Here is a 22437-nt window from a genome sequence, read left to right as displayed (position 1 = left end):
GGTTTTCCTTTCCCGGCCACCCCGGGCCGGGAAAGGAAAACCCGCACGTCCGCCCGCCGGCTCCATCCGGGGCAAGCGGAGCACACCCGCCCACCCATGACCTTCACCGTCCCGCGTCCTCACCCTCCGCCGGCATCAGCCCCTGGCTCGGGGGCACGAGGAGGGTGTGGACTCCGCCGTCCGGTAGAATCACGCCTCGCCAGTCGTCATCCGCGTCCACGCCGTCGACGACGCGCCGGAGGATGCGCCCGTCCGGGCGAAGGGCGTACTTCGCGCCGGAGTCGAGCGCCGGGAACCGCCGTCCACACGCGGAGGGGTTCTCCTCCACGTAGACGAAGAGGAGGCCGTCCTGCCGGAGCACCCGGTACGTGTAGGACTCCGGCCGGCTGTCACAGGACGTCGCCGCGCTCCCCAATGGGAACAGGTCGCGAGAGACGATCATCAACGCGCGCAGGGTCTCGCCATCCAGCACGACGGGCGCACCCTCCTGGATGACGCCCGCGTCGGCGGAGACCGGGAAACGGACGGTCCGGTCCTCCAGGACGGGCGCCGAAAGAGGCTCGGGCCTCCGGGCACAGCCCAGCAGTCCCAACACCAACGCGACCGTCCTCAGCGACATGATCCGCCCTCGCATGCGGCCTTCCTACCGCGCATCTCATATCGTCCGTTGGATGTGGCGTAGAGCCATGCGCAGGACTCCGTCGCCATGCGGAGGGCCACCCCGGGCCGGGAATATCCCGGCATCCTCGCGCCCAGCCCCGAGTCCGCTCGGTCTGCAAGCAGAAAAGCAGCCGCTCCATCTACAAGGCTGGTGACTGTTCACTTACGGAAGCGGGCGGAGGCCCCGGGGTTTAACGGAAGCAGGAAGCCCCCTACCCTGCCCCGTCCGACACCCGCCCGGCTCCCGTGATCCATACGACCCCTGCCATCGACGCGCTGCGGGAGCGGTACCTCGCCGCGCAGCTTTCTGGAAACCGCCAGGAGGCCCTGCGCCTGCTCGTGGATGAGGGCCTGCTGTGCGGTGTGCCCCTCCAGGTGCTGCACCTGGAGGTCATCCAGGCGGCCCAGTACGAGATTGGCCGGCTCTGGCAGGAGAACCACATCTCCGTGGCCCAGGAACACCTGGCCACCGCCATCTCCCAGTACGTCCTGGCCCACCTGTACCGCCACCTGCCCCGCGACCCGTCCAACGGCAAGGTCGTGCTGATGGCGTGCGTGGAGGGCGAACTGCACGAAGTGGGCGCGCGCATGGCCAGCGACTTCCTGGAGATGGCCGGCTTCGACGTGCGCTTCCTCGGCGCCAACGTGCCCGCCGACCACCTGGCCCGCATGGTGCGCGAGTCGCCGCCCAACCTCGTGGCCCTCTCCGTCTCCATGCCCTTCCACATGCCCCAGGTCCGCGAGGCCGTGCGCAAGGTGCGTGCGGTCTCCCCCTCCCTCCCCATCGCCGTGGGCGGGCTCGCCTTCGACTGGGGGCCCATCCTCGAGGACGAGTTGGCCGTCTCCTTCTTCGGCAAGAGCGTCCGTGAGCTCGTCGCCTCCGCCTGCCGCACCCTGGGAGTCTGACGCCATGCCGCACGTGAGCCTCCAGGTGGAAGCCCGGACCGCGTTCCTCGCTTCCAACTCCGTTCAGGCTTTGTACGAGGATCCGTTCTGGGCCGCGCGCTACGGCCTCCCACGCGCCCGCCGCTTCGGTGACGAGGACGCCGTCTTCCACGTGCGCTACCTCGTGCAGGCGCTGGATGCGACCCGCCCCGCAATCCTGGAGGACTACGCGCGCTGGCTGCGCACCCTGCTCGTCACGCGCGGCATGTGCTCGCTGCACCTGGATCAGCACTTCGAGGGACTCGCCCGCGCCCTCCAGGCGGAAGGCTTCGGCCCGGACTCGCTGCCCCACACCTACGTCCAGGCCGCGCGTGAGGCGCTGCGCTACAAGGAAGGCCCCGCACACACCCTGGAGGAGGACTCCGCCGCCATCATCAGCGCGGTCGTCCGGCGGACGGAGAGCCCCCTGCCACCTGGAAGTCGCCCCCGCCTGGAACAAGAGGTGCGCCTCCAGCTGTCCTATCTCTCGGATGCACTGGCCTTGGACCGCGCGGACCTGTGGGACGCGCACCTCCAGTGGTACGCGGGATTCTGGCCCCAGCGGGGGCTGGCTCCCTTGACCCTTCTCCAAACCCTGGACGCGTTGAAGGCGGCCCTGACGGACGAACATCCCGAAGCGCTGTCACTGCTCGCGCGGGCGCCCGTTTCATGGGAGGAGACGCACTCATGATGCAAGAGGATGACCGCGCCTCCGGGATCTTCGAATCCCTCAGCCGCGAGCTGGCGTTGGCCTGCGATGCGCAAGGCACGGTGGTCTGGCGCGACGAGCGAGCCGCGCGCATCCTGGGCGTCAAGCCCGGGCAGACGCTGAAGAGCCTGGCCAGCCACGGCAGCGAGAACAAGGTGGAGAAGCTGCTCGTGCAGGCGCGCGACGAGGCCGTGGACGGCTGGGAGCTCATCCTCCACCAGCACGGCCACAAGCCCATGACGTTCGCATTCCGCGCCCGGCCGCACGACGGCGGCATCGCCATGGTGGGCAGCCTGGTGCCGGAGGACTACGGCGCCGCGCTCACCCAGGTGAGCACCACGCTGGGCGAGCTGTCCGCGCTCCACCGCGAGACAGAGCGCCAGCAGCACGAGCTCAAGCTCCGCGCGGAGGAGCTGACGCGCCTCAACCGCGAGCTGGAGGAATCCAACCGCGGCGTGCGCAGCCTGCACGCCGCCCTGGACGAGAAGGCGGAGAGCCTCCAGCGCGCGTCGGAGATCAAGAGCCGCGTGGTGGCCAACGTGAGCCACGAGTTCCGCACGCCGCTGCACTCCATCCTCGGGTTGTCCAAGGTGCTGCTCAACCCGCTCAACGGCAGCCTCGCGCCGGAGCAGGAGAAGCAGGTCCAGTTCATCCGCGGCTCGGCGGAGGCCCTCTTCGAGCTGGTCAACGACCTGCTGGACCTGTCCAAGGTGGAGTCCGGCAAGACGACGCTGCGCCACAGCCGCTTCGTCGTGTCCGACTTCATGAGCGCGCTGCGCGGCATGACGCGGCCCCTGCTGGCGCCGGACTCGAAGGTGACGCTCGACTTCGAGGAGCCGCCGGAGCCGCTGGAGCTGGAGACGGACGAAGCCAAGCTCAGCCAGGTGGTGCGCAACCTGGTCTCCAACGCGGTGAAGTTCACCGAGTCCGGCTCCGTCACGGTGTCCGCGGCCCCGGGCCCGCGCGACACGGTGGTGTTCACCGTGAAGGACACGGGCATCGGCATCGCGCCGGAGAACCACGAGCGCGTCTTCGAGGAGTTCATCCAGGTGGACAGCCACCTGCAGCGGCGCGTGAAGGGCACCGGCCTGGGCCTGCCGCTGGCGCGCAAGCTGACAGAGGTGCTGGGCGGCATGCTCACCGTGCGAAGCACGCTGGGCGAAGGCGCCACCTTCATCATCACCCTGCCGCGCGTCCACCCGGAGGTCTCGGAGATGACGGGGCTCACCCAGCGCAGCGAGAGCCTCGACCCCTCGCGCGCGCCGGTGCTGGTGCTGGAGGACGACCGCCAGACGCTGTTCCTCTACGAGAAGTACCTGGCGCGCTCCGGCTTCCAGGTGCTGCCCGTGCGCACCGTGGAGGACGCGCGCAGGGTGATGCAGCGCGTGCGCCCCGCCGCCATGGTGCTGGACGTGATGCTGGAGGGCGAGACGAGCTGGAGCTTCCTCGCGGAGATGAAGAACGGCGAGCAGACGCGCGACATCCCCATCCTCGTCGTCACCGTGACGGACCGCGAGCAGAAGGCGCGCGCCCTGGGCGCGGATGAGTTCTGGCTCAAGCCCGTGGACGAGGTGCGCCTGCAGAAGAAGCTGGCGTCGCTGGCCCGCACCGGGCCGGTGGAGCGGCTGCTCATCATCGACGACGACGACGTGCACCGCTACCTGCTCAAGCAGCTGCTCAAGGACACCCCCTTCCAGCTGATGGAGGCCTCCAACGGCCGCGAGGGCGTGAGACTGGCCCGCGAGAACGCCCCGCACCTCATCTTCCTGGACTTCGTGCTGCCGGACATCACCGCCTTCGACGTGCTGGACGAACTGAAGGCGGATCCGCGCACGCGCGACATCCCCATCATCCTGCACACCTCCCACCAGCTGCAGGAGTCGGAGCGGGCCCGGCTGTCGCGCGAAACGTCCGCCATCCTGGCCAAGCACACGCTCAGCCGGGAGGTGGCCATCACCCGCATCCGCGACGCGCTGTCCAAGGCGGGCCTGGGGAACCGGGACCTGCGCGAGGTGAACCCCCGTGGCTGAGGAACAGCGCCTGGCCACGGTCCTCAACGTCAACGACGACGAGGCCAACCGCTACCTGGTCAACCGCATCCTGGAGATGTCCGGCTACCACGTGCTGGAGGCGGCCACCGGCATGGCGGCGCTCCTCATGGCGGAGGAGCACCGCCCGGACGTCATCGTCCTGGACGTGAAGCTGCCGGACATCAGCGGCTATGAGGTCTGCGCGCGCCTGAGGGCCAACGCGGCCACGGCCGCCATCGCGGTGATGCACACGTCCGCGACGTTCGTCACGCCGGACAAGAAGGTGCAGGGCCTGGAGGGCGGCGCGGACGCGTACCTCACCCAGCCCTACGAACCTTCGGAGCTCATCGCCACGGTGCGCTCGCTGTTGCGCCTGCGCCACGCGGAGCAGCAGGCCCGGCTGCGCACGGATCAGCTCATCGAGATGGACCGGCGCAAGGACGAGTTCCTGGCCATGCTGGCCCACGAGCTGCGCAACCCGCTGGCCGCCATCATGACGGCCATTGGCATCCTGGAGCGCAAGGCGCCCCCCACGGACACCAAGGAAGCGCGGATGCACGGCATCATCCAGCGCCAGACGCACCACCTGGCGCGGCTGGTGGACGACCTGCTGGACGTCAGCCGCATCACCCGGGGCAAGGTGGAGCTGCGCACGGAGCCGGTGAACCTGACGGAGAGCTTCCAGCAGCTGCTGGCCATCCTGCGCCCCCGCGTGGAGGCCCGCGGCCTGAACCTGGAGGTCCACCTGCCGCGCACGCCGCTGTGGCTGGAGGGCGACGCCACGCGGCTGGAGCAGATCTTCACCAACCTGGTGGACAACGCGGCCAAGTACACGGACCAGGGCACCGTCACCGTGGACCTGTTCCAGGAGGGCGTGGACGGCAACGCGCAGGCGGTGCTGCGGGTGAAGGACACCGGCATCGGCATCCCGCCGGAGAAGCTGCCCGCCATGTTCGAACTGTTCGCCCAGGCGGACACGTCCCTGGAGCGCTCACGCGGGGGCCTGGGCATTGGCCTCACCCTGGTGCGCACGCTGGTGCGGATGCACGGCGGCACCGTGGAAGCCATCAGCGGCGGGCTGGGCCAGGGCAGCGAGTTCACGGTGAAGCTGCCGCTGCTGCCCCAGGACCGCGTCCCCCGGACCGCCGGGACGAACCTGCTGGACGCCCGGCGCGCGCGGCGCATCCTCCTGGTGGAGGACAACTCGGACGCGCGACAGTCCATGCGCGACCTGCTGGAGCTGTGGGGCCACCAGGTGGCCGTGGCGCAGGACGGCGTGCAAGGCGTGGCGCTGGCCCTGGAGCACGCGCCGGAGCTGGCGCTGGTGGACATTGGCCTGCCGGGGATGGACGGCTTCCAGGTGGCGCGGACGTTGCGCGCGCGCGTGGGGCAGCAGCTGCGGCTGGTGGCGCTCAGCGGCTACGGCGACCCGGAGGCCTACCAGCGGGCCCTGAAGGCCGGGTTCGACGTGCACCTCACCAAGCCGGTGCGGCCCGCCGACCTGGATCGCGTCCTGTCGAACCTCTAGAGGGGGTTCGTGCGCGGTCCCGGTCTCCCAGACGGGAGTGGGGTGGGTGGCTACCGGCGCGTCAGCGCGTTGGCCACCAGGCCCAGCAGCTTCACCTGGGCGGGGTCCAGCTGGCGCACGCTGCGCAGCAGCCGGCGCACTTCCGGGCGCTCCGGCGTGGGCGGAGGGGCTTCGCTGGCGCGCGACGGCGGCGCACCCTGCGCAGCGAGTCCCAGCAGCTCGTCCGCGGAGACGTGCAGCTCGTGGCACAGCTTCAGCAGGGTCTGGACGCTGGGGAGCATGCCGCCGCGCTCCAGGCGGCCGTACACTTCCGTGGCCACGTCGATTCGCTCGGCCACGTCGGCCTGCGTAAGCTCCATGCGGCCCCGGGCGACCCGTGCGGATGCGCCGATGGTGGTTGCGAGTTTCTTGTCCATGCCTTTGCTTGCCGACCCGAAACGTTTGGCCGACGGCATAGGACGTATAGAGGCAGACAGACAGAACTTGCCGGGTCAGCCTCCCATTGTTCACCCATAGGGTCGCTGCGCGGGAGGTGGACTTTCGGAGTCCGGGCAACCCCGACACCCATGCCTCTTCTGAGACGGAGCGCCCTCTGGAAATGGCCTCTGCGGCGCGCGTCCCCGTGCATTTCCTGGCTTGTCCGGAGGTGACCCATGACGTTGGAGCCGCCGTTTCCTACGGTGTTCGAGCGTCCTGCCGCCACTGCCACCCTTCAGGGTTGGCTCATGTTTTCAGTGCCGTCCAGATACACGGCGTCGGGCGAGTCCAGCGACAGGTCTCCGGAGCGCGTGGGGCCGCCGCGGAAGAGATACACGGCGCGCGTGTCGTCGCGCGGCAGCACGGCCACGTCCGCGTAGCCGTCACCGTCCCAGTCCCCCAGGCAGCGCACCGTCACCGGCGTCGGCGCGTCCACGGTGAGCGCCTCGCCGTGGCCGTCACCGTTGACGTCGCAGCCGCCATCCGGCGCCACGTGGGCTTCGAAGACGGGGGTGCTGAAGCGCGCGTCCGGCACATCGGACAGCGGGGGTTCAGGGCAACCGCCGCACAGGCCGCCCACCAGCACCAGGAGCAGCAGCACGCCTCGGTGGGCCCAGCGGTTCGCGTCCATGGTCCGCTCCGGTGACGACGGGGAGCCTTGGGAATAGAGCCTTCACATGAACGAACGATGACCGTGGGGTTCCAGCGGATGAACGGCTGAAATGCGCACGCGCGCATCCCCGTCCAAGCGCGGCCGAAACATGTCTTCACGGAGACGTGATGCGTGGAAATGGAGCCGGGCGTTATCGCCGGGGGATGGATGTGATGAGGACCCCCGAAGACACGCTGGTGCCGCTCGTGCTGGGACAGGCAGTGGAAGCGATGCTCACGTGTGTGGACGCAAGCACGCCCGGCTTTCGCGAAACGCTGCGGTTCCTGGGGCTGGCGGACGAAGCGCGAGGCAAACCCGCGTATCCGGCGCAGGTGTGGCCGCGCCTCATCGAAAGGATGGCGCGCCTGCTGAACCCGGGGCTGGGGGAGGCGCGGGCGCTGTACCTGCTGGGTGAACGCTACGGCGAGAGCGTGAAGGCGTCCCGCATGGGGGCGTCCCTGCACGGCTTCGCGCGCGTGGTGGGGGCGGAGCGCATGCTCCAGCGCATGGCCCACAACGTCCAGTGGGGGCACACCTTCCTGGACGCCACGGTGGTGCCGCGTCCGGGGGGAGAGGCGTGGGAGCTGGTCATCCGTCCGCGCGCGGAGTTCATGGGCCACGCGTGGCTGTCCGCGGAGCCGCCGCGCTTCGCCCAGGGGCTGCTCACGTTCGCGTTCCAGGACGCGGGCGCGGTGCACGCCCGGGTGGACGTGCTGGACCACGACGCGGTGGGCGCCGCCACCCGCTTCCTGGTGACGCTGTAGCCCCCTACCGCGAGGCCACGGTGCTCAGCTCCACCGTGCCCAGGGCGCGCGCCAGCTCCGCGCGGGAGGTGGCCAGGTCGTACGTCGCCTGCACCTGCTGGGCGGCGGCGTTGGTGAAGGCCACCTGCGCGTCGCTGACCTCGATGATGTTGCCCACGCCCGCGCGGTAGCGCCCTTCGGCCAGGCGCAGCCGTTCGCGGGCGTTCACCTGGGCCTCGTCCGCGGCGGTGAGCGCCTCGCGCGTGGCCACCACATTGAGCCGGGCCTGCTCCACCTGGAGCCGCACCTGCTGCCGGAGCGCGTCCTTCTGCGCCTGGAGGTCGCGCAGGTTGGCGTTGGCCTCGCGCGTCTGCGCGTTGACGAGCCCGCCCTGGAAGAGCGCCCAGCTCAGCTGCACGCCGCCCTGCGCGCTCAGCGTGGCGCCGTTGAACGGGTTCTCGCCCACGTCGGACAGGCTGCCCGTGGCGCTCAGGCTGGGCCAGTGGCCCCCCTTCGTCACCTTCACCTGCGACTCCTGCGCGGCAATCTGCCGCTCGCGCGCGGCGACGTCGGGGCGGGCCTCCAGCGCGCGCTTCACCAGCGCGTCCAGCACCTCGTCCTCACCCGCGATGGCCGCCACCGTCACGTCCTGCACGGTGTAGTCGGTGGACGTCTCCACGCCCATGGTCTGGTTGAGCTGCGCCTTCGCGGTGGCGTAGGTGTTCTGCGCGCGGATGAGCGCCACCTGCGCGTTGGCCTTCGCGGTGCGCTGCTGGAGCAGGTCGATCTCCGGCCGCGAGCCCACCTGCACGGACGCGTTCACCTGGTTGAGCCGCGCCTCCTCGCTCTGGAGCGTCTCACGCGCCACGCCCAGCAGGGCCTTCTGCGTGAGGACGTTGAAGTACGCGGAGCGCACGTCGCGCAGCGCGTCCTGGAGCACCTGCTGCTGCGAGTCCTCCTGCGCGCCCGCGTTCTCCTTCGACGCGTTGTAGCGCCCGGACGTCCGGCCGAAGTCGTAGATGAGCTGGTTGGCGGCGAGGCCGCCGCTGAAGCGCCGCGTGGAGTTGGACACCACGCCGGTGTCGCTGCCCGGCACGTTCTGGATGACGGCCCGGTTGCTGGTGCCCAGGGTGTAGCTGGCGCTGGCGCTCACCTGCGGCAGGAAGCTGGAGAAGGCCTGATCCACCCGGGCGTACGCCGCGTCGGTGCTCGCCTGGGCCGAGCGCAGCGACGGCTGATGCTCGCGCGCCGCGGTCTCCGCCTCCGCCAGGGTGATGACGCGTCCCTCGGAGACGGCAGACGCGGACAGGGACTGCTGCACGGCGGGAGGCGTCACGGGCTTCGACGGGTCCTGGGGCGTTGTCGCAGGGGCCTGCGGCGGGGCCGCCGGAGCCTGCTGCGCCTGCGGGGCCGCGGACTGCGGGGCCGTCTGGGCCCCCGCGACCACGGGCAGGACGCACAACGAAAGCGTCAACGGAAGCGCGCGCATCACTCGTACCTCAGTGCATCGATGGGATCCAACAGGCTCGCCTTGCGCGCCGGATACAGACCGAAGACGACCCCGACCAGGCCGCTGAACCCGATGGCCAGCAACGCGACGTCCGGGCGGACCAGCATGGGCCAGCCGAACTGCGCGGCGAGCAGCTTCGCCACGCCCAGGCCCACGGCCGCGCCGATGATTCCGCCCAACACCGCCAGCGTCAGCGCCTCGATGAGGAACTGCGCCAGGATGTCGCGCGGCCGGGCGCCCACCGCCACGCGCACGCCAATCTCGCGCGTCCGCTCGGTGACGCTCACCAGCATGATGTTCATGATGCCGATGCCGCCCACCACCAGCGACACCGCCGCGATGGCCGCGAGCAGCAGGCTCAACGTCTCCGTGCTCTGCTGCTGACCGCTCGCCACCTCCGCCAGGTTGCGCACGTCGAAGTCATTCGCGTCGTCCTCGCCCAGGCGGTGGCGCTCGCGCAGCAGGTTCGTCACGTCCGTCTGGGCCTTGGCCGTGAGGTCCGCGCTGGCCGCCTGCACGAACACCGCGCCGGTGATGTACGCGCCCAGGCTCTGCGACTGCACCTGGCGGCGGAACGTGGTGGCCGGGACGAACACCGTGTTGTCGAAGTCCTGGCCCACCGGAGACTGGCCCTTGGGCGCCGTCACCCCCATCACGGTGAAGGGCGTCTTGTTGATGCGGATGACCTGCCCCACGGGGTTGAAGCCCTTGCCGTAGAGGTTGTCCACCACCGTCTGGCCCAGCACCGCCACCTTCGCGCCCGCCTCGTTCTCCGCGTCCGTGAAGTGCGCGCCCTTCGCCATGGTCCAGCTGCGCACGGTGAAGTAGTCCGTCGTCGTGCCGATGATGCTGGTGTTCCAGTTCTGGTCCTCGCTGAACACCTGCGCGTTGGAGCGCATCTCCGGCGCGGCGCCGCGCACGCTGGGCACCTGCGTGCGCACGGCCTCCAGGTCGTCCCAGGTGATGGTGGGCTGGCTGCCGAAGCCGCCTCGCGCGCCACCGGACTTGGACGAGCCCGGCAGGATGATGAGCAGGTTGGTGCCCATGGAGTCGAAGACCTTCTGCACGCTGGCCTTCGCGCCGTCGCCAATGGCCACCATGGCGATGACCGCGCCCACGCCGATGATGATGCCCAGCGCGGTGAGCACCGAGCGCGTCTTGGAACGCAGCAGCGCACGCAGCGCCAGGACGACCGTCTCCAGGATGTTCATGTCCCCACCTCCTCGGCGGGTACCACCGCCGCGTTCGGCGTCTGGCGTTTGTCGTTCACGATGCGCCCGTCCTTCACCACCACCACGCGCTGGGTGTACTCGGCCACGTCCGGCTCGTGCGTCACCAGCACCAGCGTCAGGCCTTCCTTCTGCAACTGCTGGAACAGCGCCATCACCTCCACCGTGGTGCGCGAGTCCAGGTTGCCCGTGGGCTCGTCCGCGAGGATGACGCGAGGCCGCCCCACCAGCGCCCGCGCGATGGCCACGCGCTGCTGCTGACCGCCAGAGAGCTGCTTCGGGTGGTGGTCCAGGCGGGCCCCCAGTCCCACGCGCTCCAGCGCTTCCTTCGCGCGCACGCGCCGCTCCTTGGAGGGCACGCCCGCGTACAGCATGGGCAGCTCCACGTTCTCCAGCGCCGTGGTGCGCGCCAGCAGGTTGAAGCTCTGGAAGACGAAGCCCAGGGTGCGGTTGCGCACGCGGGCCAGGCCGTCGCGGTCCAGGCGGGCCACCTCGCGGCCGTTGAGCAGGTACTCGCCGGAGGTGGGCCGGTCCAGGCAGCCCAGGATGTTCATCAGCGTGGACTTGCCCGAACCCGAGGAGCCCATGATGGAGACGAACTCGCCCGGCTCCACCGTGAAGTCCACGCCGCGCAGGGCCCGCACCTCCACGTCGCCGGTGCGGTACACCTTCGCCACGTTCTTGAGCTGGATGACGGGGGGTGCCCGCTTCGTTTCCGCGTCCATCTGTCTGCCTCTGTCCCTTCCCCTGCCCGCAGTGAAACTGAGATGAAAGTGATTGGACTGGGGGTGCCTAGAACGGGCCCCGGCGGGAGCCGCCGCCCATGCCCCGGCCACCGCCCGCGCCACCCACGGGGCTCGCGCCCGACGGAGCCGCGGAAGGCGTCGAGCCCGCCGGCGAGTTCGCGGCGGTGATGACGCGATCACCGGTCTTCAATTCACCTTCCACCACTTCCGTGAACGTGCCGTCCGTCATGCCGGTGCGCACGTTCACGGCCACGGGCTGCGGCTTCTGCTCCGGCTGGCGGCGCAGCACGTAGACAGTGCGCATGCCGGCCGGGGCCTGCGGTGCCGGGGCCTGCGCGGCCGCGTCCGGCGACGGCGCGGGGCGGTAGCGCAGCGCCGTGTTGGGCACGGAGAGCGCCTGGTCCTTCTGCTGCGTGACGATGGTCACGTTCGCCGTCATGCCCGGCTTGAGCTTCAGGTCCGGGTTCGGCACGTCGATGACGGCCAGGTAGGTCACCACGTTCTGCACGGTGATGGCCTCGTTGCGGATCTGCCGGATGACGCCGTTGAAGGCCTCCCCCGGGAAGGCGTCCACGGTGAAGGTGGCCTTCATGCCGGGCTGCAGCTTGCCCACGTCCGCTTCCGCGATGCTGGTGTTGACCTGCATCTTGCGCAGGTCCTCCGCGATGGTGAAGAGCACGGGCGCCTGGAGGGACGCGGCCACCGTCTGGCCCACGTCCACGCTGCGCGAGATGACGATGCCGTCCGTGGGCGACACGATGGTCGTGTACTTGAGGTTCACCTCCGCCTCGTTGAGCGCGGCCTGCGCCTGGGCCACCGAGCCCTCCGCGGCCGTCACCTCCGCCTGCCCGTTGGCGGCGGCGGACTCCGCGGTCTCCAGCTCCGACTGGGAGATGAACTGCTGCGCGCGCAGCTCACGCGAGCGCACGGCCTGCTTCTTCGCCACGTCCGCGTTGACGCGCGCCTTCTGGAGGTTCGCGCGCGAGGCGGTCATGTTCGCCTTCGCCCGGTCCAGCGCGGCCTGCACCAGCTGCGGGTCGATGCGGGCGATGACCTGCCCCTTCTTGACCTGCGAGTTGTAGTCGACCATCAGCTCCTGGATGCGTCCGGAGACCTGGCTGCCGACCTGCACCGTCACCAGCGCCGCCACGGTGCCGGTGGCCGTCACCTTGGCCGTGAGCTTGCGGGCCTCGGCGGGGGTCGTCTCGTAGGTGACGGTGTCCGCCTGGTTTCCGGCGCGCACGCGCCAGAACACCACCGCGCCCGCCACCACCAGGATTGCCAGGACCCAGGCCCACCGCGGCATGCCGCGCTTGCGACCCTCGTCCTCATCCAATTCCACCGGCGCCAGGGCCGGCGCTTCTCGCGGCATCTCGCTCAAGGCCTTCATGCCCCTTATGTACGTTTTGAAATGTTGCGGTGAATCTCGTCTCTATTACGAAAGATGACCTGCGGCGAGGCGGCCGTCCGGTGTGTCCGCCGCACCCACTCCGGGGAGCACGACGCGCGCGGTGGTGCCCTGCCCTGGCTGGCTTTCCAGCGTGAGGCGGCCGTGGTGCGCCTCCAGGATGCGGCGCACCAATGCCAGCCCCAGCCCCACGCCGCCGGTGGTGCGGGCGCGGCTGCGGTCGGTGCGGAAGAAGGGCGTGCCCACGCGCGCCAGGTCCTCCGGCTCGATGCCGATGCCCTGGTCCCGGACCTCCACCTGGATGCTGTCGCCCTCCGCGCGGGCGTGCAGCTTCACGGTGGTACCGGCCTCCGAATATTTCCCCGCGTTGTCGAGCAGGTTGTCCAACACGCGCCGCAGCAGCACGGGGTCGGCCTCCAGCGCCGGCAGCGTGCCGTCCACCTGGACCTCCAGCCGGTGCTTCGGCCGGGCGGAGCGGAAGCGGGCAGCAGCCTTCTCCACCAGCGCGTTCGCGTCCACGCGCTCCAGGCGAAGGGGAGGCACGCCGCCGCTCGCTCCGTCAGTCACCAGCTCCAGGCGGGACGTGGTGAGCACGTCGGACACCAGGCGCTCCAGTTCGGACAAGTCCTCGGTGATGTCGGGCAAGAGCTCGCGCGCCGTCTGCGCGTCGCCCTCCGCGGCCAGGTCCAGCGCCACGCGGATGCGGGACAGGGGCGTGCGCAGCTCATGGGACACGTTGGCGAGCAGCTCCTTCTGCGAGCGCAGGAGCTGGGTGATGCGGCCGGCCATCTCGTCGAAGGCCTCGGACACCAGGCCCAGCTCGTCCTTGCGGCGCAGGCCCGCGCGTACGTCCAGCCTTCCAGCGCCAAACGCGCGAGCCGCGCTGGCCAGCTTCTCCAGCGGGCCCGCGAGCGTGCGCGCGAAGGCGACGGAGGTGATGGCGGTACACGCCAGCACGAGCCCCACGATGATGGCCGTCTGCCGGTCGCCATCCGGCGGAGGGGGCGGCGGGGGCAGGGACACGGAGGCATAGACCTGGACGGAGCCCGGGTAGGGGCTCACCACCAGGAGGCGGCCGGGGCCACCCCCGACCCCTGGAATCGGGCCGCGCTGGCCGCTGCGGGTGACGCGCGAGGCGACGGCGGAGAGCTCCTCGGGGCTGAGCGCGGGCGCGGGGTCCGGACGCGTGTTGCCGAGCATCGTCCCGTCCGCGGCGCGCAGGGTGACGCGCATGCCCATGCGCTGCTGGGCGCGGTCGAGCGACGCATGGAGCGCGTCGGGTTGGTCGCGCAGGTTGGCCCACTCGTCGACGAAGTAGGACAGCTCGTCTTCGAAGCGGTTGCGCCAGGACTCGTTGCGCAGCAGGTCGCGCGCGAGCATGAGCGACACGCCCACGAGGACGATTTGGATGACCCCCACCAGGTAGATGCGGGGGAGCAGGCCCATGGGGAGGCGAAAGAACCTCACGGCTCCGCCTCGGCCTCGGTGGCCAGCATGTAGCCGGCACCGCGGACCGTCTTGAGCAGGCGCGGGTTGCGGGGGTCCACCTCCAGCTTCTGGCGGAGGCGGAAGATGTGCACGTCCACGGAGCGGTCGAACACCTCGTCCGCGCTGCCCTTCACCAGGTCGAGCAACTGCTCCCGGCTGAGGACGCGGCCGGCGCGCTCGGCCAGGACGCGCAGCAGGCTGAACTCGTAGGTGGTGAGGGACAGCGGCTTGCCGTCCAGGGACGCGCTCAAGCTGCGGGGGTCCAGCACCAGCCGGCCCGCCTGCACGGGGTGGCTGGTGGGGCCCACCTTGCCGCGAGCGCGGCGCACCTGGGCGCGGATGCGGGCGAGCAGCTCGCGCGACGAGTAGGGCTTGGGCAGGTAGTCGTCCGCGCCGGACTCCAGGCCCAGGACGCGGTCGGCCTCTTCGCCGCGCGCGGTGAGCATGATGATGGGCACGTCGGTGCGGGTCCGGAGCTCGCGGCAGACCTCCAGGCCGTCGCGGCCGGGGAGCATGAGGTCCAGGAGGATGACGTCGAAGGTGTGACGGGACGTCTGGAGGAGCGCGTCGGTGCCGGAGGCGGAGACGGTGACGATGATGCCGTGCTCCTGGAGGTAGCGGGCGGTGAGCCGCGCCAGGCGTTCATCGTCCTCGACGAGCAGCACCTGGATGGTGGCTTCCTCGGAGGTCGTGGGGCGTGGGGTGTTCTCCATGGGGTCGGGTCTCCGCGAGGGATGCGGACCGGAGGCGAAAGAGGGCCCGGGCTTCTCTCCGTCAAGTCCGGACCCCGCGGTCCGCCTCCGGGCCGCGACATGCAACCTCCCACCCCTACATTTCCAGGGGGCTACGGGCCCATGACGAAATATTACGAACGGAGGTCCAGCGGGACATCCCAGGGGCTTCCAGGGGGACGAACGCAACGGAACGGAAATTCAGCGCTCCCCATGCATCCGGGCGAGCCCCCGCCGGTCCACCTTGCCAGCGGAGGTGCGAGGCAGGACGTCCAGCAGGCGCAGGGTGCGGGGCAGCTTGTACCGGGCCAGCCGGCCCGAGCAGAAGGCCACCAGCGCCTCCAGGGTGGGCGCGGCGCCAGGCCGGGGGACGATGAGGGCGCGAGGGACTTCGCCCCACTTCGGGTCGGGCACGCCGATGACGGCGACCTCGGCGACGTCGGGGTGGCCGGCGAGGACGCTCTCCACTTCGGAGGGGTGGATGTTCTCGCCGCCAGAGATGATCAGGTCCTTGGCGCGGCCCTCGATGCGGAAGAAGCCCTGGGCGTCGCGGGAGGCCAGGTCACCGGTGCGCAGCCAGCCCTCCACGAAGGTGCGAGCAGTCTCCTCCGGGCGGCGCCAGTAACCAGCGCACAGGTGGGGGCCGCGAAGGAGCAGTTCGCCCACGTCGCCGGGGCGCTGTTCGCCGTCGATGCGCGCTTCGACATGGAAGAGGGGCACGCCGACGGAGCCCGCGTGCGAGCGCATGGCGGCGTCGGGGAGGAAGAAGTTGTTGGGGCCCGCTTCGGTGAGGCCGTAGCCGGTGCGGAACGGGATGCCACGGGAGAAGAAGCGCTCGAAGACGGGAGCGGGACAGGGGGCGCCGCCGCTGATGAGCAGCTTGAGGCGTGAGAAGTCCACGGCATCGAAGCGCGGATGCCGCTGCATCTCGATGAACATGGTGGGCACGCCGAACACGAGGCTGACGGAGCCCGAGTCGATGAGGTCGAAGCACTGATCCACATCGAAGGCCCGGCACACGACGGAGGCACCGCCCACGTACACCAGCGGGAGCGTGAAGACGTTGAGGCCGCCGGTGTGGAACAGGGGCGCGTTGAGCAGCGCGACATCGTCCTGGGTGAGGCCCCAGCTGACGACGGTGTTCACGGCATTGGCGGTGAGCGAGCCATGCGTGAGCACGGCGGACTTCGGAAGGCCGGTGCTCCCGCCGGTGGAGCAGAGCACCCACGGCGAATCCGCCTCCAGTTCGACGGAGGGCAGGTCTCCGGACAGGTCATCACGGGAAGCGAAGCAGCGCTCACCCGGAAGCGGATCCGCGAAGGGGACCCAGTGCGCCAGAAGCCGGGAGCGCAAGGCGTCGACTTGAGGGCGGAACTCCGGCCCGAAGCAGACGACGCGGGGAGCGACATCGGAGAGCAGGCCGTGCAGTTCCTCCACGCCCAGGCGCCAGTTGAGAGGCTGGAGCACGGCGCCCAGCTTGGCGCACGCGAACACGAGGTCCAGCGTCTCCACGCCGTTGTAGGCCAGGACCGCGACGCGGTCTCCCAGGCCCACACCCAGGTCGCGAAGCAGCAACGCGGTCCGGTGCGCGGAGTCATTCCACTCCGCCCACGAGATGCGCCGCCCACCCCGGAGCGAATCAACGAGCGCCGTGCGCTCCGGGGCGAGCGAAGCCCGCCGGGCCAGCCAGTCGTGGACGATGGGCATGCCCGGCGGTTCCTACGTCATCAATCCCGCGAAACGAAGTGCGCGGAGATCTTGTTCCACACGGCCGGGGTGATGCCCATGCTCAGGTGGTCGTAGGCCATGCCCTCCTGCTTCGCGTCCGCGGTCTTCTTCGTGGCCGTCCAGCCCTGGGTCAGCTGGGTCATCGCCGCGATGCTCGCCTCGAAGAGCACGCCGTCGCTGCGCAGCGTGGACGTGGTGGACGTCATGCCGTCCGTCTCGAACGGGGTCGACCCGCCCGCCGTGCCGTACAGCACGTAGAGCGACGGCAGACGGGAATCCACGCCGTGCTCCGCCAGGCGCGTGATGAACTTGCCGCCCATCTCCATCGCCGCGGCCATGCCCAGGCCGTCCATGATGCGGTACTTGCCGTAACCCAGCGAGTCGTACGCCTCCACGTTCAAGTCGGTGGCGTCGTAGATGGCTTGCGCGTGGTACGCGAAGCACGGAGAGCCCACCGGGTCGAACGCCGTCGTCCGGCACACGCGGTGGTCGCTCGACTGCATGTAGCCCGCGGCGAAGAACGGGTTGTACGGATTGTAGATGAGCTTCGTGTCCAGCCAGGGGAAGTAGCGGTTCTCGTCCGGGTCGATGTTGTCCCACGCGGACGCGCTGCGGTCCGGAATCGGGTACGTGCTGCGCAGGTCATACGCCGCCTGCAGCTGGCCCGGGTACGCCGTCACGTACTTGCCGCTGGGGTTCACGGCACCGAAGAGGCTCATGTTGTAGTCGTCGAAGTTGAATGACGACGCGGACAGCCCCTGGTTCGTGTTCAGCGTCTGCAGCGTGCTCGCGTATACCGGCGTGCCCGTGCTGCTCAGACCCGTGATGTTCGACAGGTAGATGCGGCGGAAGTAGTCCGTCCACACGCCGCCGGAATCCTTGCACACGCTCTCCGCGTAGGGATTGTTGAACCAGGGCACGCTATAACCAAACGTCACGCACTGCATCGCGGAGAAGTACGTCCACGGCATCGGGCCACGGCCCACCGGCGCGTTGGAGGCCGTGCTCGCGATGGTCAGCGTGTGGATGGGGTGGCGGAAGTTCAGGTCGATGCCCTTGTGCGGCCCGGACAGCGGCACGTACACGCGCACCGAGTCGTCATACGCCGGCACCTGCGACGCCTGCTCCTTGGCCAGACGCTCGAAGAAGCGCGTCGTGCTGAAGCCGCCCCACGTGGCCGCGTTCTCCAGCCAGGGGTCCACCGCCAGCACGCCCTTGCTCCACGCCACCACGTCCACCCGCGCCACGCCCGGGTGCAGCGCCTTGATGCGCTGCACGGCGTTGGCCACGTGGATGGCGTGGTTGAAGTTGTCGCCGTGGAACGAGCCGAACGTCACCGCGTACACGCAGCGGCCCTTCGACTCCAGGTCCTGCACCATGCCCGTCAGCTGCGCCGCGCTGCCGTACGTGCCGCCCGAACCGTTGTTGCCGTTGGGGAACATCCACACGTTCCCGTCCTGGATGGCGCCGTGCACCAGCAGCGTCGGCGTCAGATTGACGTTACAGGTGCGCGCCGCGGTGGCCCGCCCCTTGTGCAGCAGGACGAAGCGCGCCTCCGGCTTGGTGGGACCGGGCGTGGGACAGGTGGCCCCGGCCGTCGTGGCACAGCTGTTCGCGTAGTAGAGGTTGAACGCGTTCACCAGCTGCTGGTTCAGCGAACCGAAGTACGTCCTCAGCGGGTAGTCGCTGGACTGGTACGTGTCCTGGTCACGCAGCTTCAGCGTGCGCGGGTTGTAGTACTCCGTGCGGAAGCGCTGCTTGCCTTCCAGCAACTCAATCTGTCCCCAGGACCACGAGGGCGGCGTGTACGTGCCCACCACCCGGTAGTTGCCGGTGAAGGTGGGGATGGCGTCGAAGTACGGCGCCAGGTCCGCGTCCAGCGGGGCCTCGGCCGTGGCGACGGACTCCTGTGCCGGGGGGGCTTCCGCGGGCGGTTCTGCCCCACAACCAGCCATCAGCAATGCGGCCGTGAGCGACAACGTCCAGGTGCTTCGCATGCATACCTCCGTTGGGGGTTACGGGTGCGGCGACAGCAGACTGCGACAGGGAAATGGACGCGCGCGGACACACGACGGGCCCCAGGGTCTTCCCGGAAGGGCCCTCGCGTGCCTCAGCGCGCGTCAGGAACGGCTAGCGGGTGTGCTCCTGCAGGAACGGCACGAGCAGGTCGTGGAACTCCTTCGTCTTCTCCAGGTGCGGGCTGTGGCCCGTGTCCTGGAGGACGACCTCGCGGTAGCGGCCGCCGTTGGCCGCGTAGCGATCCATGACCTTGCGCATCTGCGACACCATGGGCTGCGGCGGATACTTCTCATCGCCGGGCCAGCCGGGCACCGCGCCCAGCTTGCCCAGGAAGCCGAAGTCGAACAGTGACGTATCCGAAACGATGGCGTCGTCCGCGCCGCGGATCCACAGCACGTCCGGCCCGTTCTTCAGCGCCGCGAAGGAGGAGGTGTTGTACCAGGCGGGCGCCATCGCGTTGTTCATGCCCGTGGTGCCCGGCGCCACGCCCGGCCAGTTCGCGGACTTGGTGAAGTTGCCCGGGTACAGCTCGTCCGACACGTGCGTGTCCAGCACGGAGTCCAGCAGCATCTCCTCGTCCGGGTGACGGAACGGCGGCTTCACGTAGCAGCCGTTCATCACGTTGCGCGGCGACGTCTGCGACTCCGTGGTGCGGTCCTTCGTCTTCAGCCGCTGCACGAAGTCCGGGTTGGCCGTGCCGCCGCCGGAGCCCGCGAAGTCCGCCCAGCACGGCGTGCCGTCCGCGTCCTTCGTGCCACCGAAGCCGAAGGGCGACAGCGGCGCCTCCACCACCAGCCCGGCCACGCGGTCCGGATGGTCGATGGACAGCTGCATCACCATGCCCGCGCCCGCCGAGTGCGCCACGAACACCGCGCGCTTCAGCGACAGCGTGTCCATCAGCGCCAGCAGGTCGTCGGCGAAGTCGCGCATGCCGCGCGTCGCGTCGATGGTCTTCTCTTCCGTGTGGCCATAGCCGCGCATGTCCGGCGCGATGCCCCGGAAGCCCTGGGGCAGCGTCTTCATCAGCGACTCGAAGAACGCGGACGAGGAACAGTTGCCGTGCACGAAGATGACGGGAAATCCCTCGTCACCCACGAGCCGTGCGCGCACCCGCAGCCGCGGCGTGGGGATGTCCCGGATCTCGACCTTCCTGGATGTATCAGCCATGTGCGCGCTCCTGGTTGCGTTGCTTGAAAGAAGAAAAACCGTGCGTCACGAAGCGGCCCGCGCGTCCGCGGCGATGGCCGCCTCGCGCAGTTCCCGCTTCAGAATCTTCCCGGCCGGGGACACCGGCAGGGACTTCACCAGCTCCACCCGCTTGGGGACCTTGAAGCGTGCCACCCGGCCCTTGAGGTGCTCGAGCAGCGCGTCCGCCGAGGCCTCGGCCCCAGGCTTGAGCACCACGTAGGCCCGGCCCGCCTCGCCCCACTTCGCGTCCGGCACGCCCACCACCGCGCACTGCTGCACGGCGGGGTGCTCAAACAGGACCGACTCCAGCTCCAGCGGGTACACGTTCTCTCCGCCGGAGATGAACATGTCCTTCTTGCGGCCCGCGATGGTGAAGAAGCCCTCCGCGTCCACGCGCGCCAGGTCCCCGGTGTGGAACCAGCCATCCGCGTCGATGGCCTCCTTCGTGGCGGCGTCGTCCTCGAAGTAGCCGGAGCACATGGAGGGCCCCTTCAGCACCAGCTCCCCCACCCCACCCGGCGGCACCGCGCTGCCGGCGTCGTCCACCAGCTTCGCGTCGATGAAGTAGTTGGGCCGGCCAATGGAGCCCGCCTTGGACACCGCGAACTCCGGCCCCATGCTGAAGATGCCCGGGCCGAACTCCGTCATGCCGAAGCCCTGCTTGAAGGGCACCGGGTGCACCGCCTGCCACGCCTGGAGCAGCGGCACCGGCAACGGCGCTCCGCCGCTGGTCACGAAGCGAACCGAAGAGAAGTCCGTCCCCTTCCAGCGCGGCGAGTCCATCAGCTGCTGATACTGCGTGGGCACGGCGAAGAAGAGCGTGACCTTCTCCTTCGCGACCAGGCCCAGCATCTCGTCGGGGTCCCAGCGGCGCATCAGCACCACGGTGCCGCCCACGGTGAGCAGCGGCAGCGTATAGACGAGCAGCCCACCCGTGTGGAACAGCGGCGTGTGCGTCACCGTCACGTCGCCCTGGCGGATCTCATGCACCAGCGTGTTGAGCGTGTTCCACGCCACCATGCGGTAGGACACCTTCGCGCCCTTCGACCGGCCCGTGGTGCCGCCGGTGAAGAGCAGGCAGAGGATGTCCTCCTCGCTGACCGCGTCGTTGGTGACGGGAGCCGCGGGCGCGTACGCCACGGCCTTCTCATACGGATCCGCGCCCGGCAGGCCCTGTGCTTCCAGGGACACCAGCCGCAGGCCGTCGCCCACGTGCTCGCGCACCTGGGCCACCGCGTCCTTGAAGTCGTCCCCGAACAGCAGCACGCGCGGGCGGATGGCGCGCACGCCCTCCGTCAGCTCCGCCGCGTGCAGCCGCCAGTTGAAGGGAACGAAGATGGCGCCCAGCTTCCCGCACGCGAACAGCGTGTCCAGGTACTCCACGCCGTTGTGCGCGACGATGGCCACCCGGTCCCCGCGCTGCACGCCCGCGACGTCCCGCAGCCAGCCCGCGAGCGCGTTGGCGCGCGCGTTCATCTGCCGGTAGGTGAACCGGCCCGCGTCCTTCCGGGCCACGTCCACCACGGCCACCGCTTCCGGCCAGTAGAGGGCGCCCCGCCCCATCCAGTCTCCGATGAACATGCGAAGAACTCCTGTCTGAAGAGACGGGATGGAGGGGACTATGCTGTCCAGCGGTAGAGGGCGGACGCCATGGCCAGACCGCCGCCACTGGCGCAGAAGGCGACCAGGTCGCCCTTCTTCACCTTGCCCTGCAACACCGCGTCGTCGAGCGTCATGGGGATGCACGCGGAGCCCGTGTAGCCCCACTTGTCCATCGTGTAGTGCGCCTTCTCCATGGGCTGGTTGAGCGCCTTCATGGTGGCTTCGATGGTGCGCAGGTTCAGCTGCGTGAAGACGAACAGCTTCACGTCATCCAGCGTCTGGTCCGCGCGCTTGAGCAGCGTGTCCAGCAGGATGGGCCAGCGCTCGGTGTTGAACGTGGAGGGGAACTTGCGCACGAACTGCACCGCCGGCTTGCCGTCCGTCAGCGCCAGCGTCTCCGCCGTGGCGGGCCGGTTGGTGCCGCCGGTGTAGATGCCCAGCGCGTCGTGGTACTCGCCGTTGGCGAGCAGCTTCGCGCCCAGGAAGCCCGGCTTGTCGGACGCGCCCAGCACCACCGCGCCCGCGCCGTCCGCGAACAGCGTGCAGGTCTTCTTGTCCTTCCAGTTCACGTACCGGGTCATCCCGTAGGCGCCCACCACCAGGATGCGCTGGTAGCTGTCGTCCGCGGAGATGGTTTTGGACGCCACGTCCAGCGCCGTCACCCAGCCCGCGCACGCGGCGTTGATGTCGTAGGTGCCCGCGTTGACCGCGCCCAGCTTCGCCTGCACCACGGACGACGTGCCGGGGCTCAGGTAGTCCGGCGTGTCACTGGCGACGAGCACCAGGTCCAGCTCCTTGGGGTCCACCTTCGCGCGGGCCAGCGCCTCCTTCGCGGCGGCCACGGCCAGGTCGCTGGTGGCCTGGTTGTCCGCCATCACGTGGCGCTGCTTGATGCCCACGTTCTGCTGGAGCCACTCGTCCACCTTCTCGCCCAGGATCTTCTCCACGTCGGCGTTGGTGAGGAGCTTCTCGGGGACGTAGCGGCCGGTGGACAGGATGTTCGCGTAACGCATGACGGTGTTTCAGCTCCGGGGACCGCGTGACGGACGGCGAGGGGACTTCGGG

19 protein-coding genes are annotated in these 22437 nt (G+C 69.8%); 5 read left to right on the top strand and 14 right to left on the bottom strand.

The features are described 5' to 3' along the window. Positions 1–103 precede the first annotated feature (103 nt). On the bottom strand, positions 104–634 hold the full coding sequence (locus D7X32_RS32380; protein ID WP_120606433.1) for a hypothetical protein: 531 nt from the start codon (positions 632–634) through the stop codon (positions 104–106). Positions 635–906: 272 nt separating this feature from the next. Here D7X32_RS32380 and D7X32_RS32375 point away from each other — a divergent pair, with 272 nt between their 5' ends. The 4 genes from D7X32_RS32375 to D7X32_RS32360 are packed head-to-tail and all read left to right on the top strand — an operon-like array spanning position 907 to position 5851. Beyond that, entirely contained in the window at positions 907–1566 is a 660-nt protein-coding gene (locus tag D7X32_RS32375; protein ID WP_120606432.1) for a cobalamin B12-binding domain-containing protein, read from the top strand. Between the two features lie 4 nt (positions 1567–1570). After that, the gene (locus tag D7X32_RS32370; protein ID WP_120606431.1) at positions 1571–2275 is read left to right on the top strand and encodes a hypothetical protein; all 705 of its coding nucleotides are present in this window, start codon (positions 1571–1573) and stop codon (positions 2273–2275) included. Continuing rightward, complete coding sequence (locus D7X32_RS32365) at positions 2272–4323, top strand: hybrid sensor histidine kinase/response regulator (protein ID WP_120606430.1); 2052 nt, start codon at positions 2272–2274, stop codon at positions 4321–4323. The genes D7X32_RS32370 and D7X32_RS32365 overlap by 4 nt, the downstream gene beginning before the upstream one ends. Then, positions 4316–5851 (top strand): ATP-binding response regulator, encoded by a 1536-nt coding sequence (locus tag D7X32_RS32360; protein ID WP_120606429.1) that lies wholly within the window; start codon positions 4316–4318, stop codon positions 5849–5851. The genes D7X32_RS32365 and D7X32_RS32360 overlap by 8 nt, the downstream gene beginning before the upstream one ends. 50 nt (positions 5852–5901) lie before the next feature. Here the strand turns inward: D7X32_RS32360 and D7X32_RS32355 are convergent, their stop codons facing one another. Both D7X32_RS32355 and D7X32_RS32350 read right to left on the bottom strand, forming a co-directional pair. After that, entirely contained in the window at positions 5902–6267 is a 366-nt protein-coding gene (locus D7X32_RS32355) for a helix-turn-helix transcriptional regulator (protein WP_120559818.1), read from the bottom strand. A 296-nt stretch (positions 6268–6563) separates the two neighbouring features. Continuing rightward, complete coding sequence (locus tag D7X32_RS32350) at positions 6564–6959, bottom strand: hypothetical protein (protein ID WP_120606428.1); 396 nt, start codon at positions 6957–6959, stop codon at positions 6564–6566. Positions 6960–7153: 194 nt separating this feature from the next. Between D7X32_RS32350 and D7X32_RS32345 the strand changes: the two genes are divergently transcribed. After that, positions 7154–7744 carry a DUF2378 family protein gene (locus D7X32_RS32345; RefSeq protein WP_158625802.1) on the top strand — a complete coding sequence of 197 codons (591 nt, stop codon included), beginning with the start codon at positions 7154–7156 and terminating at the stop codon, positions 7742–7744. A gap of 4 nt (positions 7745–7748) precedes the next feature. On the opposite strand, the gene D7X32_RS32340 is transcribed toward D7X32_RS32345, so the two are convergent. The 11 genes from D7X32_RS32340 to D7X32_RS32290 all read right to left on the bottom strand — a co-directional run bounded on the left by D7X32_RS32340 (position 7749) and on the right by D7X32_RS32290 (position 22385). Further along, a complete protein-coding gene (locus tag D7X32_RS32340; protein ID WP_120606426.1) occupies positions 7749–9212 on the bottom strand; it encodes a TolC family protein in 1464 nt (487 codons plus the stop codon). Next, on the bottom strand, positions 9212–10444 hold the full coding sequence (locus D7X32_RS32335) for an ABC transporter permease (RefSeq protein ID WP_120606425.1): 1233 nt from the start codon (positions 10442–10444) through the stop codon (positions 9212–9214). Before D7X32_RS32335 ends, D7X32_RS32340 begins: the two co-directional genes overlap by 1 nt. Then, entirely contained in the window at positions 10441–11187 is a 747-nt protein-coding gene (locus tag D7X32_RS32330) for an ABC transporter ATP-binding protein (protein WP_120606424.1), read from the bottom strand. The genes D7X32_RS32335 and D7X32_RS32330 overlap by 4 nt, the downstream gene beginning before the upstream one ends. A 67-nt stretch (positions 11188–11254) precedes the next feature. Further along, positions 11255–12598, bottom strand: a complete 1344-nt coding sequence (locus D7X32_RS32325) for an efflux RND transporter periplasmic adaptor subunit (RefSeq protein ID WP_120606423.1) — start codon at positions 12596–12598, stop codon at positions 11255–11257. 45 nt (positions 12599–12643) lie between these two features. After that, on the bottom strand, positions 12644–14062 hold the full coding sequence (locus D7X32_RS32320; RefSeq protein WP_244239303.1) for a sensor histidine kinase: 1419 nt from the start codon (positions 14060–14062) through the stop codon (positions 12644–12646). 17 nt (positions 14063–14079) lie between these two features. Next, positions 14080–14817, bottom strand: coding sequence for a response regulator transcription factor (locus tag D7X32_RS32315; RefSeq protein WP_120606421.1), 738 nt, complete (start codon positions 14815–14817; stop codon positions 14080–14082). Between the two features lie 219 nt (positions 14818–15036). Next, complete coding sequence (locus D7X32_RS32310) at positions 15037–16542, bottom strand: acyl-CoA synthetase (protein ID WP_120606420.1); 1506 nt, start codon at positions 16540–16542, stop codon at positions 15037–15039. 20 nt (positions 16543–16562) lie between these two features. Next, a complete protein-coding gene (locus tag D7X32_RS32305; protein WP_120606419.1) occupies positions 16563–18560 on the bottom strand; it encodes an esterase/lipase family protein in 1998 nt (665 codons plus the stop codon). A 133-nt stretch (positions 18561–18693) separates the two neighbouring features. Further along, positions 18694–19749, bottom strand: a complete 1056-nt coding sequence (locus D7X32_RS32300; RefSeq protein WP_120606418.1) for an alpha/beta hydrolase — start codon at positions 19747–19749, stop codon at positions 18694–18696. Positions 19750–19794: 45 nt separating this feature from the next. Beyond that, the gene (locus D7X32_RS32295; protein WP_120606417.1) at positions 19795–21351 is read right to left on the bottom strand and encodes an acyl-CoA synthetase; all 1557 of its coding nucleotides are present in this window, start codon (positions 21349–21351) and stop codon (positions 19795–19797) included. A gap of 38 nt (positions 21352–21389) precedes the next feature. Beyond that, entirely contained in the window at positions 21390–22385 is a 996-nt protein-coding gene (locus D7X32_RS32290; RefSeq protein WP_120606416.1) for a 3-oxoacyl-ACP synthase III family protein, read from the bottom strand. Positions 22386–22437: the final 52 nt, after the last annotated feature.

Source organism: Corallococcus carmarthensis, from assembly GCF_003611695.1.
GTDB classification, from domain to species: Bacteria; Myxococcota; Myxococcia; order Myxococcales; family Myxococcaceae; genus Corallococcus; species Corallococcus carmarthensis.
This window is presented reverse-complemented; position numbering and strand designations above follow the sequence as displayed.